This is a genomic window from Arthrobacter sp. 05T45 (assembly GCF_056395875.1).
In genome coordinates this window covers 104058-118680 of sequence record NZ_JBFTKI010000007.1, presented here as the reverse complement: position 1 = coordinate 118680, position 14623 = coordinate 104058, and the positions used below count along the sequence as shown (strand labels likewise).

Annotated in this window: 13 protein-coding genes; 7 read left to right on the top strand and 6 right to left on the bottom strand. The window is 66.5% G+C overall.

What is annotated here, in order from left to right:
• Window positions 1-28: 28 nt before the first annotated feature.
• The 3 genes from AC1DGD_RS10000 to AC1DGD_RS09990 are packed head-to-tail and all read right to left on the bottom strand — an operon-like array spanning window position 29 to window position 3227.
• Window positions 29-1438, bottom strand: coding sequence for a sugar nucleotide-binding protein (locus AC1DGD_RS10000; protein ID WP_476856701.1), 1410 nt, complete (start codon window positions 1436-1438; stop codon window positions 29-31).
• A 3-nt stretch (window positions 1439-1441) separates the two neighbouring features.
• Window positions 1442-2440 carry a dTDP-glucose 4,6-dehydratase gene (gene rfbB, locus AC1DGD_RS09995; protein WP_476856700.1) on the bottom strand — a complete coding sequence of 333 codons (999 nt, stop codon included), beginning with the start codon at window positions 2438-2440 and terminating at the stop codon, window positions 1442-1444.
• 31 nt (window positions 2441-2471) lie between these two features.
• The gene (locus tag AC1DGD_RS09990) at window positions 2472-3227 is read right to left on the bottom strand and encodes a glycosyltransferase family 2 protein (RefSeq protein ID WP_476856699.1); all 756 of its coding nucleotides are present in this window, start codon (window positions 3225-3227) and stop codon (window positions 2472-2474) included.
• Between the two features lie 95 nt (window positions 3228-3322).
• Between AC1DGD_RS09990 and AC1DGD_RS09985 the strand changes: the two genes are divergently transcribed.
• The 7 genes from AC1DGD_RS09985 (at window position 3323) to AC1DGD_RS09955 (ending at window position 10592) form a co-directional block, all read left to right on the top strand.
• On the top strand, window positions 3323-4573 hold the full coding sequence (locus tag AC1DGD_RS09985) for a polysaccharide biosynthesis protein (protein ID WP_476856698.1): 1251 nt from the start codon (window positions 3323-3325) through the stop codon (window positions 4571-4573).
• Between the two features lie 123 nt (window positions 4574-4696).
• The gene (locus AC1DGD_RS09980) at window positions 4697-5449 is read left to right on the top strand and encodes a glycosyltransferase family 2 protein (RefSeq protein ID WP_476848800.1); all 753 of its coding nucleotides are present in this window, start codon (window positions 4697-4699) and stop codon (window positions 5447-5449) included.
• The gene (locus tag AC1DGD_RS09975) at window positions 5449-5823 is read left to right on the top strand and encodes a DUF2304 domain-containing protein (protein WP_043435190.1); all 375 of its coding nucleotides are present in this window, start codon (window positions 5449-5451) and stop codon (window positions 5821-5823) included. The genes AC1DGD_RS09980 and AC1DGD_RS09975 overlap by 1 nt, the downstream gene beginning before the upstream one ends.
• A 9-nt stretch (window positions 5824-5832) precedes the next feature.
• Window positions 5833-6720 carry a glycosyltransferase gene (locus tag AC1DGD_RS09970; RefSeq protein WP_476856697.1) on the top strand — a complete coding sequence of 296 codons (888 nt, stop codon included), beginning with the start codon at window positions 5833-5835 and terminating at the stop codon, window positions 6718-6720.
• Window positions 6717-7652 carry a glycosyltransferase gene (locus tag AC1DGD_RS09965; RefSeq protein ID WP_476856696.1) on the top strand — a complete coding sequence of 312 codons (936 nt, stop codon included), beginning with the start codon at window positions 6717-6719 and terminating at the stop codon, window positions 7650-7652. Before AC1DGD_RS09970 ends, AC1DGD_RS09965 begins: the two co-directional genes overlap by 4 nt.
• 75 nt (window positions 7653-7727) lie before the next feature.
• A complete protein-coding gene (gene rfbA / locus AC1DGD_RS09960) occupies window positions 7728-8591 on the top strand; it encodes a glucose-1-phosphate thymidylyltransferase RfbA (RefSeq protein WP_028276020.1) in 864 nt (287 codons plus the stop codon).
• A 12-nt stretch (window positions 8592-8603) separates the two neighbouring features.
• Window positions 8604-10592, top strand: coding sequence for a DUF6541 family protein (locus tag AC1DGD_RS09955; protein ID WP_476856695.1), 1989 nt, complete (start codon window positions 8604-8606; stop codon window positions 10590-10592).
• 130 nt (window positions 10593-10722) lie between these two features.
• On the opposite strand, the gene AC1DGD_RS09950 is transcribed toward AC1DGD_RS09955, so the two are convergent.
• The 3 genes from AC1DGD_RS09950 to AC1DGD_RS09940 all read right to left on the bottom strand — a co-directional run bounded on the left by AC1DGD_RS09950 (window position 10723) and on the right by AC1DGD_RS09940 (window position 14623).
• Window positions 10723-12885 carry an acyltransferase family protein gene (locus AC1DGD_RS09950; protein ID WP_476856694.1) on the bottom strand — a complete coding sequence of 721 codons (2163 nt, stop codon included), beginning with the start codon at window positions 12883-12885 and terminating at the stop codon, window positions 10723-10725.
• Window positions 12886-13015: 130 nt separating this feature from the next.
• Window positions 13016-13741, bottom strand: coding sequence for an ABC transporter ATP-binding protein (locus tag AC1DGD_RS09945; protein WP_243181203.1), 726 nt, complete (start codon window positions 13739-13741; stop codon window positions 13016-13018).
• On the bottom strand, window positions 13742-14623 hold the full coding sequence (locus tag AC1DGD_RS09940; protein ID WP_476848794.1) for an ABC transporter permease: 882 nt from the start codon (window positions 14621-14623) through the stop codon (window positions 13742-13744).

The window sequence follows — 14623 nt, the reverse complement described above, 5'->3', positions numbered from 1 at the left end:
TCAGGTGCCCGGGGCGAAGACCGTTGAATCAGGAACCGAGGTAGTCGCTCAGCCGCTCCGCCGCGGAAGGAACGGTGAACCCGGTCGCCTTGATCTTGTCCAGGTTGAGGGCGCTGTTCAGCGGCCGCGGCGAAACGGCCTTGCCCTTGAAATACTCCTCGGTGCTCACACCGGTCACGGCCTCCCGCGGCTTGCCGGAGAGTTCGTAGACGTCCGCGGCGATGTCCGCCCAGGACTGCTGCTCGCCGTCGTTGCTGAGGTTGTAGACACCGTACTCGGCGCCCGATTCCAGCAGGTGCCGGATGCCGGCGGCGATGTCTTCGGTGAAGCTCAGCCGCCCGATCTGGTCATCAACCACCGACGGTTCGATGCCGCGCTCGGCCAGCGAGGCCATGGTGCGGACAAAGTTGTTGCCCTCACCGATCACCCAGCTGGTGCGCACAATGTAGTGCCGGGGCACCACACTGACGACGGCGTCGCCCGCGGCTTTGGTCTGGCCGTAGACGCCCAGCGGCGCCACCGGCTCCGATTCGTCGTGCGTGGCGCGCGTGCCGTCGAAGACATAGTCCGAGGACACGTGCACCAGGGTGAGGTCGTGTTCGACGGCGGTGCGGGCCAGCAGCGCCACGGCCGTGACGTTGACCGCCCAGGCGGCCGCGCGGCCCTCGGCCGACTCGGCGGCATCCACGGCGGTGTAGGCCGCGGCGTTGATGATCGTGGAGTAGTTCTTCCAGTTCCGTCCGGCGAAGGCGTCCTCGCTGCCGAGGTCAAAATCGTCCCGGCCGGCAAACTCAACGGACGGGTCGCCGTCGTACTGCCGGCGCAGCGCCTTGCCGAGCTGGCCGTTGGCGCCGACCACAAGGACCTTCTTCGGCGGCATCGGCGTGACGTCCGCCAGGCGCGGGTGCGCCTTGTCCTTGTCCGAGAGCTCGGCCCGGCCCAGCGGCACCGGCCAGCTGATGGCCGCGGTCTCGTCGGCGAGGTTCAGGAACGTGTACTGGCCCTGGGCGTCGGCGGACCAGTGGTCGTTGACGAGGTAGGTGTAGGCGGTGTTGTCCTCCAGCGTCTGGAAGGCGTTCCCGACCCCGCGGGGAATGAAGATGGCCTGGCTGGGGTCCATCTCGGCGGTGAACACGGCGCCGAAGGTCGGGCCTTCGCGCAGGTCCACCCAGGCGCCGAAAATCCTGCCGGTGGCCACGGAGATGAACTTGTCCCACGGCTCGGCATGGATGCCGCGGGTGGTGCCCGCGGATTCGTTGAACGAGATGTTGTTCTGCACCGGACGGAAGTCGGGCAGGCCAAGCGCCACCATCTTTTCCCGCTGCCAGTTCTCCTTGAACCAGCCCCGGTTGTCACCGTGGACCGGAAGGTCGTAGAGGACGACGCCGGGGATCGGGGTTTCGTGCGCTGTGAGCTTTTTCGAGAACTCGATCGACATAATCTACTGGCCTTGTTCCTTGTACTTCGCTTCCGTGGCGGCCTTCTGGGGCCGCCACCAGTCCTCATTGTTCCGGTACCAGGCGATGGTGTCTTCGATGCCGGCCTCGAAGTTGGAGAACTGCGGCTTCCAGCCGAGTTCCTCGCGCAGCTTGGAGGAGTCGATGGCATACCGCATGTCGTGGCCGGGCCGGTCCACCACGTGCTCGTACGCGTCCGGCGCCTGGCCCATGTGCTTGAGGATCAGTTCGACGACGTCCTTGTTGTTCTTCTCGCCGTCGGCGCCGATCAGGTAGGTCTCCCCGATCCGGCCCTCGGCGATGATCGCCAGGACAGCGGACGAGTGGTCGTTGGCGTGGATCCAGTCACGGACGTTCTCGCCCTTGCCGTACAGCTTGGGACGGATGCCGTCGATCACGTTGGTGATCTGGCGCGGGATGAACTTCTCCACGTGCTGGTACGGACCGTAGTTGTTGGAGCAGTTGCTGATGGTTGCCTGCAGGCCGAAGGACCGCACCCAGGCGCGGACCAGCAGATCCGAGCCCGCTTTCGTGGAGGAATACGGGCTGGAGGGGTTGTAGGGCGTGCTCTCGGTGAACCGCTCCGGGTCATCGAGCTCGAGATCGCCGTAGACCTCGTCGGTGGAGATGTGGTGGAAGCGCTTGTTGTGCTTCCGCGCGGCCTCGATCAGGGTGTAGGTCCCGATGATGTTGGTGTCCAGGAACGGGCGCGGATCGTGCAGCGAGTTGTCGTTATGGGATTCCGCGGCGTAGTGCACCACGACGTCGGACCCGGCCACCAGGCGCTCCACCACGGCGGCGTCGCAGATGTCGCCCTGCACCAGCGTGAACCGGCCTGCAGGCAGGCCCGCCAGCGACTCCACATTGCCCGCGTAGGTGAGCTTGTCGAGGACCGTGACGTGGTGGTCGGTGTTCTCCAGTACGTAGTGGACGAAATTGGAGCCGATGAAGCCGGCGCCGCCGGTGACGAGGAGTTTCTGCATGAGGCCAGCTTACCGAAAGGCCGTTGCCGGCTCAGACCCGCCGGCGGGTCCTCCGGAGGGCTTCGACCATGAGCCGGACCAGCATCACGCGGGCCGCGACGATCTTGGGCAGCGACCGCAGGCCGGCAGGCGTCTGGTTCGATTCGTGGATCCGGCGGTAAATGGTCGACTCGTCAAGGTGGGTTATCGATCCGGCTACATTGCCGCAGATGGCCAGCCAGAGATCGTGTGATTCCCGGACGTAAGCGGGAATCGGGGTGAAGTAGCGGGCAGCCTCCCGGCGGAAGGCCATGCCGCAGCCGTAGTACGCCCGGTACCCGATCAGGATGGCGAACAAGTTTGCCACGTGCCGCCGCGAGTCCGCGGACTTCAGCCGCGGAATCCAGGGCCGGCTCCCGCCGCCCAGCATGTCGAAATTGCTGGCGACCACCATAGAACCGGACAAGGCAGCGAGCATCAGCTCCAGCCGGCCCGGAATCCAGACATCGTCCTGGTCGGACAGGAACACGTACTCCCCCCGGCTCAGCCGGATCGCTTCCTCGAAGCTGCGCACGTACCCCCGGTTGACAGGCGAGCGGACGAGGCGGATCCGCGGATCATCGATCCCCTCCACGATCGCGGCAGTCTCGTCGGGGGACGCATCATCGACCACGACGAGCTCGTCGTCGGGACCCAACTCGGCGAGGATGGACGCTATCTGCTCCCGGACAAAGGCCGCACCCTTGTAGGTGGCCATGCACACGCTAGCCCTGATCTTCGGCACGCCGGGGCCATTCTCGTCGTTCATGCGAACCACTCTAGGCGACTCCTGGGCCAGGGGCCGGTGCGGGGCAATCGCGTATCATCGTTAGGTCAAGCCCCCCAGCACGAGGACCGTACCGCATGAGACCCGTTCTGTTCAGGCTTGCAGGCTTCACCCTGTTGCCGCTGCTGGCACTGGTCTTGCCGTTCCTGCTCCTCCCGGTCGTTTCGCGCGTCGTGGGGGCCGCCGGTTGGTCCAGCATCACCTCCGGCCAGGCCATTGGCATCTTTGCGTCGACCATCATTCTCTGGAGCTGGAACATCTCCGGCCCGGTCGAGATTGCCCGTGCCGGCGCCTTCCCGCTGCGGGCGGCACTTTATTCCAGGAGCGTCCGTTCGCGGATCCTGCTCGCGGTCGTCGTGCTGCCCGTCATGAGCGTGATCGTCGCGCTCGTGGCCCGGGAGGGTTTCCGCCTCGATGCCATCACCATGGCCTGGGCCACGGCGCTGACCGGTTTCTCGCCGGCGTGGTACGGCATCGGCACCGGCCAGCCCCGGATCCTCGCCGTCTACGACACCCTCCCCCGCTTCTTCGCGGCCATCATCAGCGCCCCGGTCATCCTGCTCACCGGACAAGTCTGGACCTACGGGCTGGTCTCGGTCTTTACGACGCTCGTGGCATTGATCGCATTCCACCGCCGGTTCGGCGAACCCCGGACCTGGCTGCCCCGGAGCCCGCGGACCGTCGTGCGGGAGATCGTGCCCACCGCGGGTACGGCCGGCATCAACTTCACGGGAAGCGCCTACGGCTCGTCCCCGGTTCCGATCGCCACCGCGACGGTGCCGTCGGCCGCTGCCACGGCCGGTTTCGCCTCGGCGGACGCCATCTACCGCCTGGGGCTCTTCACGATCGTGGCGCTCGGCAACACGTTCCAGGGCTGGACCCTGGAGCACGATGCCGCCGACCCGCGCCGCCGCCACTTCGCGGCCATGGCTGCCCACGCGGCCCTGGGGCTCGCGGGCGGGATCTTCCTCACACTGTTCGGCCCGTGGGTCTCCGGCGTGATGTTCGGCGAAGCTGTCCGCGCGGACACCCTGACCTGCCTGTTCTACGGGGTGTCCTTCTTCTTCATCTCCTCATCGACGCCCCTGATCCGGAATGTGCTGATCCCGGCCCAGCGCCAGAAGTCGGTGCTGATGTGGACCGCGGTTTCCGCCGTCGTCGGCGTGCTGCTCATGGTGGCGGCCGGGCTGGCGGCCAACGTTCCCGGCATCGCCCTGGGCATGGCAGTGAGCGAGGCCGTCCTGTTCCTGGGCCTGCTGCGCCCTTCCCTCCGGATCCTGCCAGCGGGCGCCCGCGGCCGGGGCCGGAAGGTAGGATCAGCAGCGTGATCGCCGGATGCCCGCGGCCGGTCGCCGCCGTCAACACCGCATGCCCCCGGGTGATCACGAATCCCGAGCCGGACGCCGCCCACTCCGTCAGCCGCCTCCGGGCCGTTGATATATTGGAGAACTATGAAAATTCTTGACTCGACCCGTGTGCTGGTCATAATGCCGGCGTGGAACGAAGCCGAGTCCGTGGGGAATACCGTCCGGGAAGTGCTCAGCGTCGGCCGGCCCTACGATGTCCTGGTGGTCAATGATGGCTCTGCGGATGCCACCGCGACGGTCGCGAAAGACGCTGGCGCCACCGTCCTGACGCTGCCGTTCAACCTGGGCGTCGGCGGTGCCATGAGGGCCGGTTTCAAGTACGCCCAGCGCCTCGGTTACCAGCGCGTGATCCAGGTGGACGCCGACGGACAGCACGATCCCCGCAATATCCACGAGGTCCTGGCAGGCCTGGAGCACGCGGACATCTCCATCGGTGCCCGCTTTGCCGACCGCGGCGACTATTCGGTCAGCGGACCCCGCAAGTGGGCCATGCAGCTCCTCGCCAAGGTCATCTCAGGACTGGCCAAGACCCGGCTCACGGACGTGACCAGCGGCTTCCGGGCCGCGAACGGGCGCGCCATCAACCAGTACCTGGACCACTACCCTGCGGAGTATCTGGGTGACACCATCGACTCCCTGGTGGTGGCGATCCGCTCCGGCTGCCGGGTCACCCAGGTCCCGGTGGAAATGCGCCCGCGCCAAGGCGGGACTCCCAGTCACAACCCCGTCAAGTCCGCCGTCTACCTCGGCCGGTCCGTCTTCGCCCTCATGTTCGCGCTGACCCGCAAGCGGTCCACCATTTCCGACCCCGCACTGGCCGCCAAAGGAGCCGTCTAATGGGCAACTGGCCCGCCTTTTTCCTTGCCCTGGCGATCGTCGGCGTCGTCTTCGAGATGCTCCGCCGGAAGAAGCTTCGCGAGAAATACGCAGCACTCTGGCTCTTCGTGGGCATCGGCACGCTGGTTCTGGCCGCGTTTCCGAGCCTGCTGACGATCGTGGCCGAACGCGTCGGCGTCCAGCTGCCGTCCAATCTGCTGTTCATCATCAGCATCCTGCTGCTGCTCGGTGTCTGCCTGCACTTGTCCTGGGAGCTGTCCGTGGTCGAGGACGAGACCCGCACCCTCGCGGAGGAAGTGGCCATCCTCCGGACCATGGTCGAGGACATGTCCTCCCGGGACGGCGACGCTCCGGCGACGCCGACGACGAAGTAGGAGGCCCCGGTGGCACTGGACATCTTTATCCCCTACTGGGGCGACGTTAACTACATGAAACTGGCCGTCGACAGCGTCCTGGCCCAGACCAGCCCGGACTGGCGCCTGACGGTGGTTGACGACGCTTACCCGGGCGACGACGTCAGACGCTACGTCGAGGCCGCGGACGATCCCCGGATCACGTATATCCGCAAGGACAAGAACGAGGGCATCACCGAGAACTTCAGGACCTGCGTCTCGCTGGCCAGCCAGGACGTCCTGGTGGTCATGGGATGCGACGACCTTCTGCTGCCGAACTTCGTGGACGTCGTGCTCCGCGCCCACGCCGAATTCCCCGACGCCTGGATTATCCAGCCCGGCGTCCAGATCATCGACGAGGACGGCAAACCCTCCGTTCCCCTGGTGGACATCGTCAAGCAGCGGCTGGTCAAACCGCGCGGCACCGGGTCCCGGCTCGTGGGCGGCGAGCGGCTGGCGGTCAGCCTCCTGCACGGCGACTGGCTCTACTGGCCCTCCCTGGCCTTCCGCCGCGACCGGATCCGGGACTACGATTTCCGTGACGGTTTCCCCGTCATCCAGGATCTCGCCCTCGTCATGGACATGGTGCTTGGCGGGGCCGAGCTGCTGATCGTCCCGGATATCTGCTTCGAATACCGCCGGCACACTCACAGCGCGTCGTCCGCGAAACTCGTCGACGGGTCCCGCTTCATCGGTGAGCGCGACTTCTTCGACCTGGCCGCGGCGCTGTGCACGGCGAAGGGCTGGCGCAAGGCGGCCCGCGCGGCCCGGCTGCGGCTCACGTCCCGTGCGCACGCACTCCTGATCCTCGCCGGCACGCTCCGGCAAAGTGCCTCCGGGACGCTCGGCATCCTCCTGCGGCATTCCTTCGGAAAGTGAGCGAACCCCACGTGACCGGCGAGTCCCCCGTCCCTGCCACGGGCGCCACCGGCGTCACCGGCGTCGTCACCGCGTTCCGGCCCACGGCGGCGCTGATCGGCAACGTCGAATCGCTGCGGGAGCAGGTGGACGCCGTCGTGGTGGTTGACGACGGCGGCGGCCCCGGCTTCGAGCCGATCTTCGCCGCGTTGGCCGCGGCCGGCGCAGAAGTGGTGCGCCTCCCGGAGAACGCCGGCATCGGCGCCGCCTTGAACGCCGGCATCCGCACGGCACGCCGGCACGGGAACCCGGACTTCATCCTGACCGTGGACCAGGACTCCCTGCTGCCCGCGGGTTATGTGCAGGCGCTGCGCCGTGCCGCTGCGGACGCGCGGGCCGCCGGCCTCGAGCCCGGTCTCATCTCCCCGTCCAGGATCCACGGAAACCCGGTGCTGCGCGCCGGGACCCGGAACGGCGTCGCCCTGGGCCGGGAGCCGATCCAGTCGGGCCTCCTGATCCCGGCCGGCACGCTGGACGCCCTTGGCGGGTTCTGGGAAGAGCTCTTCATCGACCTGGTCGACACCGAGTACTATTACCGCGCACTCGCCGCGGGCCTGCCCACCGTCCTCGCGGCGGCGGAGTTCGACCACTCCCTGGGAACGATGGTGGAGGCCAAGGTGTTCGGCCGGCCCGTCCCGGCGGGCGGCCGCCCGCTGCAGGTGCGCACCGCCGCGACCTGGCGCTACTACTACATCTTCAGGAACCGCCTCGTCACGGGCCGCCGGTACGCGGTGCGGTATCCCGCCTGGGTGGCCGGCGGGATGTGGGGCGATCTGCGGCACCTGCTGATCGTGACCCTGCTGGCGCCCGGCCGCACCGCCCGGCTCGGCTCGGCGCTCCGCGGCACCGCCGACGGCCTCCGCGGACGGACCGGGCGCCGGCATTCGGCCTGACACCACCGGGCACGCGGGCCGGCAGGGCCTCCACGGGTTTGGCCGAGTGCAGACCGGTAGGAGAGTATGTATACCATGCGCGGAATAATTCTTGCCGGCGGGACCGGTTCTCGTCTTCATCCCATCACCCACGGCATCAGCAAGCAGCTCGTCCCGGTATACGACAAGCCGATGATCTACTACCCGCTGTCGACGCTGATCCTGGCCGGCATCCGGGACATCCTGATCATCACCACCCCGCATGACGCCGAGCAGTTCAAGCGCCTCCTCGGCGACGGTTCGCAGTTCGGCATCAACCTCAGCTACGTCCAGCAGGCCTCCCCCGACGGACTGGCGCAGGCCTTCATCCTCGGCGAGGAGCACATCGGCAACGAGACGGTTGCCCTGGTGCTGGGTGACAACATCTTCTACGGCCAGGGGATGGGAACCCAGCTGCGCAAGCATGAAAACATCGACGGCGGTGCCGTCTTCGGCTACTGGGTCAAGAACCCCAAAGCCTACGGTGTCGTGGAGTTCGACGACGCCGGCCAGGCCGTCTCGCTGGAGGAAAAGCCGGAGCGGCCCAAGTCCCACTACGCCGTGCCCGGCCTGTACTTCTACGACAACGACGTCGTCGGGATCGCCAAGGACCTGAAGCCCTCGCCCCGCGGCGAGCTGGAAATCACCGACGTCAACCGGACCTACCTCGAAAGGGGCAAGCTCCGCGTCGAAATCCTGCCCCGCGGCACGGCCTGGCTGGACACCGGAACCTTCGATGACCTCAACGACGCGTCGAACTTCATCCGGACGGTCGAGAACCGGCAGGGCCTGAAGATCGGCGCCCCGGAGGAGATCGCCTGGCGCCAGGGCTTCCTGAGCGACGATGAACTCCGCCAGCGCGCCGAGCCGCTGGTCAAGAGCGGGTACGGCGCGTACCTCCTCGAACTCCTGGAGCCGTAACCCTTCATGTGGATGTCCGTCTTACCGCAGGTCCTGATCGCCTGCGCTGTCCTGGTCCTGCCCGGGCTGATCATCTCCGTTGCCCTGCGATTCAGGGGATTCAGCGCCCTGGCGCTGGCCCCTGCACTGACCGTGGGTGTTGTGGTCATCACCTCCACGTTGGCCCCGTTCCTAAAGGTTAAGTTCGGGCTGCTCCCCGTGGCCGTGGTGGCGGTGGCTCTGTCCCTGCTCGGTTTGTGGGCGGCGCGGTTCCGGCCCTCCGGCCCGGCCGCAACCGGCCTGAATCCGTTGAGGGTGCCGGACGTCCGCGGCGACCTCGCGGCGCTGGCCGGAGCCGTCATCGCCGGCGGGCTCCTCGCCGTCCACACCGTCCACCTCATCGGCAGCCCGCAGGCCATTTCCCAGACGTATGACGCCGTCTTCCACCTGAATTCGGTCAGGTTTGCCCTGGATACCGGCCAGGCGTCGTCGTTGACCCTGGGTGCGATGACCGGCGGCGGCGCCTACCCGGCCGGCTGGAACGCTGTAGCCACCCTCGTCGCCATGGCAACGGGCGCGAGCGTCCCGCTCGCCGTCAATATCACCAGCATCGTCCTTGCGGCCGTGTTCTGGCCGTTGGGATGCCTCCTGTTGGCGCGGTCCGTGGTGGGGGGACGCCCGGCCGCGCTGGTCGCCGCAGGCATTGCGGCGGCGTCGCTGGGTGCCTTCCCGCTGCTCATGATGGACTTTGGGGTCCTGTATCCCAATCTGCTGGCCATTAGCGTGTTGCCCTCCAGCGTCGCCCTGGCGGCGGCGTGTGCCGGGTTGGCGCCCGGACTGGTCCGCCGCGATCTCGCGTCGATACTTGCCCTGCTGCTGGCGCTCACCGGCCTGATTGTCGCCCATCCCACGACGTTCATGGCCTGGCTGACGTGGACACTGCCCATGGTGGTGACGCTGGTGTGGCGCTCTGCGGCTGCCCTTCGGCGGAAGCAGGCCCGCGCCCGCTCGTACGTCTTGAGGCTGGCGTTGCCGGTCGCCGGGTACGCCGTCGCGTTCGACCTGCTGTGGACCAATCTGCGCCCGCCCTTGGAGGCTTCGTTCTGGGGCCCCTACCAGAGCATTCCGAAGGCCATCGGCGAAGCCGTCACCATCTCCCCCGATGGCCTGGCATTGGCCTGGCTCGTGGCCCCGCTGGTATTCCTCGGCCTCTGGGCGTGCTTCCAGGACCGCTGGCAGCGTTTGTGGATCGCCGCCGTCTTCGCCTTGTTCAGCTATCTGTTCGTTGTGGTCTCCGGCTTCACCAGGTCGGAAACCCGGGACTTCCTCACCGGCGTCTGGTACAACGACAGCTACCGGATTGCCGCCCTGCTGCCGCTGGTTGCGGTCCTGCTGGTCGCCGTCGGCATTGACTGGGCAGGGCGCCGCATCCTGACGGTGCGCGGCCGGTCCAAGGCCCTCGCGGTGGCCCTTGACGGCTCTCCGCGCTGGGGGCGCGCCGGAACCGCGGCCTACCGGACCGTGGGCATCGCCGCCGTCGTGCTGGCCGCCATCGCCCTGGGACAGCAGGGCGGCCTGGAGCTGGAGGTTGAGCAGGGCTCGAGGAACTACAGGCTCGCCGCCGATTCGCCGCTGGTCTCCACCGACGAGCTCCAGCTCATGAAGCGCCTGCCCCAGACTGTCCCCGAAAATGCCCTGCTGATCGATAATCCCTACACCGGTGCGGCGCTGTCCTACGCGCTGGGCGAGCGGAAGTCGGCCCAGCTGCATGTCATGAGCTACGTCTCTCCGGATGTGAAGCGGATCTACGATTCGATGGGCAACGTGACGACGGACGCCAGCGTCTGCCAGGCAGTCCGCGCGGCGAATGCCTACTACATCCTGGACTTCGGCCCGGTCGAAGTCCACGGCGGAGACCACACTCCCGCCGGGCTGCGGAATCTCGCAGCGAACCCCGGTGTGCAGCTCATTGACAGCCAGGGCGAGGCGAAGCTCTACAAGGTCACGGCCTGCGGGAACTGAACCCCGGCGTGCTGCAGGCTGCGGGGCAGGTTCCGCAGCCTGCAGCGGCACCTTGCCCGCAACCTGCCCGCAGGCTGCGCCGGTCCCTGGCCCGCGGGGCAGGCTCCGGGGGCACCTCCGCGGCCGCTGCCTAGAAACTGAGTTGTCGGGCCAGTGCCGGTGCCAGCGTCTTGGCAAAGGTGTTGGTCATGTGGTTGTCCCGGTACACGAGCACGTTGCCGATCACGGCCGGGCAGATCCCCTGCCGGCAAAAATAGGCGGACATATCCAGAACCTCGACGCCGGGCACGCGTGCTCCGGCCAGCTGCAGGGGGTCTGCGGCGGTGCCGGCGTCGGATGCGCTGAACTGGCACGCGGGCGAGCCTGGTCCATTGGCCTGGACGCAGTCCGGTGCCGAAAATTCCGGATACGGCGTGTCGGGCACGACGGCCACGCGGATCCCGGCTTCCCGGAGCGGCTTCAGGAGCTGGACATAGCCGTTGACGAGTTCTTCCGGGCTGCCCCACGTCCAGTTGAGGGCTTCGCGGTAGCCGGCCGGCGCCATTCCCGATACCACCACCAACCGTGGACGCAGCGTCAGGATGCGCTGCAATGTGGCCTTGTTCTGTTCCGAGCAACTGCGGTACACCGTGGTGCCATTGGCGGCCGGCGCTGCCGTGAAGGGGCATCCGTTCCGGACCATGGCCTGTACTTTCCAGCCCCCGTCTGCGCCGGCAATCACTAGCGGATCCACGTACTGCGCGGCGTGTGAGTCCCCGACGACGACCACCGTCTGGGTGGCCTCCGGCGCGCCGAAAACGCATTGGTCAACCCCGGTGACGGCCGGGTTGAACTTCCCGCACGTCTCCGTCCAGGTCAGTGGCACATCCTTCATGGCGACGGCGGGATCGGGCCGGACGGGCACGCCGTCGGGGACGGCGGCGGGCCGGACGGGATCAAATGCCGTCGCGCCGGGATAGTCGCGCAGGTTCATGGCCGCGTTCAGCTGCTGCGACTTGGCTTCCACGACGCCCCACGGCACCGCCGCTGCCACCGTCGACGCCACGATCAGTCCTGCTGCCAGGACGAAGGCATTCCGGCGCAGCAATCCCCACCGTCCGGGCGTCGATCCTTGGGCGGCTGGGCTTCCGTGCCGGAACTTCTGCTCGACGAGGTGGTAGGAAGCGACCGCCAGGGCCAGGCTGATGGCCACCATGGCGGTTCCCTGGATGACGCCCGGAGCCCGCCCGAGGTGGAAGACGTAGATCACGACGACGGGCCAATGCCACAGGTAGAGGGAATATGAGAGATCGCCGATGTAGGTCACTGGCCGCAGGCTGAGGACCCGGCTTGCCGAGTAACCGGCAGGGCTGCCCGGAGTGGCCGGTTCGGCCGCCGGCGAACCCGCGGTGAGCAGCAGCAATGTCCCCGCGACGGGCAGGAGGGCGATGCTGCCCGGGAAGTCCATCGCAACGGAGAGTGCCATCGCGGAATAGACGATCACGCCCAGGCCGATCCAGCCCGAAAGCCAGGCCCGCACCGGGCCCAGGCGCAATTTGGGAATCAGCAGGGCGCCGATGCCCCCGGCGCCCAGCTCCCAGATCCGCGTGGTGGTCGCAAAGTAGGCCATGTCGTGCTGGGAGGACGAGAAGGCGACGCTGTGGACGAACGACGCCAGTGACACCACCGCCAGGATCCATAAGGAGACGGTTTCGATCCGGAGGCGCCGTTTCACGGTGACGGCCACTCCCGCCAGCAGGATGACGGGAATGATCAGGTAGAACTGCTCTTCCACGGCCAGGGACCAGAAGTGCTGCACCGGGGACACCAGGGCGGTCGCCGCGGCGTAACTGTCCACGCTGAAGGCCTGGTTCCAGTTCTGCACTTGCAGGGCGGACATGATGACGTCCAGGGAAATGGATTGCCAGCGGTTCTGCGGCAGCAGGACCACGGCGCCCAGCATGGTCGCCAGCAGAACCGTGGTGGCAGCCGGCAGCAGGCGCCTGATCCGTTTCGCGTAGAAGGTAGAGAGCCGGATGTGTCCGGTACGCGCCAGTTCCTGGACGAGCGATCCCACGATCAGGAAGCCGGAGATGACGAAAAAGACGTCGACCCCGACAAAACCGCCGGGGAGAATGCCGGGCCAGACGTGATAGATGATCACCATGCCCACGGCCAGGGTGCGCAGCCCCTGGATGTCCAGTCGCCGGCCGTTCCTTCCCGCCCTGGAAGTGCCCGTGTTGCTGGCGGGCCTGGCCCGCTCGGGGGAGCCCTGGGGCTGGGTCAGGACAGCCGCCGACGGCACAGAGGTCACAGTTCTCTTTCGGTTTTCAAACAACGTCATCGGTATTTTGCGCTGTGTGCGCTTGCCTGGAACCTGTTGGGACCATGTCCAGTGGACATGGTCCCAACAGATGCGCTGCCGATACCGGCCGCGGCACTGCCTAGGCCCGGAGGCGGGCAACGGCCTCATGAATAGGTCCGTCGAATAATACGTTGCCATGCTCGAGATAGACACCCCGGGAACAGATCCGCGACACCAGGTCAAGGTCGTGGCTGACAACCACCAGAGTCTTGCCCTGCTGGGCCAGTTCCTGAATCTTGGCTATGCATTTGCGCTGGAACGGCTCATCTCCGACGGCGAGGATTTCGTCGATCAGGAAGACCTCGGGGTCGGTGTGGACTGCCACGGAAAACGCCAGGCGCAGGTACATGCCGGACGAATAGAACTTGACTTCCGTGTCGATGAATTCGCCGATCTCGGAGAATTCGATGATCGCGTCGAAGCGTTCGTTGATTTGCTTCTCTGTCATCCCCAGGATCGCTCCATTGAGGTACACGTTGTCGCGGCCGGACAGGTCAGGATGGAAACCCGCCCCGACCTCGATCAGCCCGGCCACGCGGCCGCGTGTATAGACACTGCCGGAATCCGGGAGCATCACGCCGGAGATGTGCTTGAGCAGCGTGGACTTGCCGGAGCCGTTGAGGCCGAGCAGCGCCACGGTCTCCCCCGTTTCCACCATCAGGGAGACGTCCTTCAGGGCGTGGAACTTCTTGGAAAGATCCCCCTTGCGGCCCTTCACGAGCCAGACAACCGCCTCTTTGATGGAACGGGTGTGGCGGAGCACGAACTCCTTGCTGACATTGGAAACTTCAATCGCGTTTGCCATCTAGAGCTCCTGGGCAAAGCGGCCTTCAAGCCGCCGAAAAGTTAGCTGTCCCAGTGCCAGGACCACCAGCGAAATGATCATGCCGACCGGCAGCCACAGGCTGAACAGGTTCGGCGGCATCGCGGCAGAACCGTCAGTTGTGGGGTACCAGAAGGCATAGTGGAACAACTCGACGCCGACCGTGATGGGGTTTGCCTGGTAGAGGGCGAAGAGCCCGGGTCCCAGCTTTGATTCCACCATGGTCCAGGAGTACATGACGGGCGATGCCCAGGTCGCCACCATCAGGAGCATGTCAACGAGGTTTTCCGAATCACGGAAATACACGTTGGCGGCCCCGAACAACAGCCCGAGCCCGGTGGCCAGGAAGCCCACAATGGCGAATCCGCCTACCGCCGCCAGGAGCTGGAACGCGTCCGGGTGCCACCCGGCGACGACGCATCCGATTACCAGGACAACGAGTTGGGGGAAGAAATGCACGGCCGATACCCAGACCGACGCCACCGGAAACAGCTCCCGGGGAAGATAGATCTTCTTAATCAGGTTGCCGTTGTTCACGATCGATCGCGCGGAGTTCCCGAGGGCTTCGGAGAAGAAGTTGATCAGCACGATTCCGGAGAAGAGATACACGGCATAGTTCGAGAGGCCGTCCGGGTTCCGTGCACTGCGTTCCAGGCCCAGGAAGACGCCCAAGGCCACATAGAACACGAGAAACTGCACAGCGGGCTTCACATAGGACCAAAGGAGACCCAGAACGGAGCCGCGGTAGCGGACTTTCAGTTCCTTGCGGACCAGCAGTTTCAGCAGAAAACTGGACTGGCGAAGATCCCGAAATCCACCACCGAGACCCGGGCGGGTCAATTCCCCGGAAATCGTGGTTGTCAC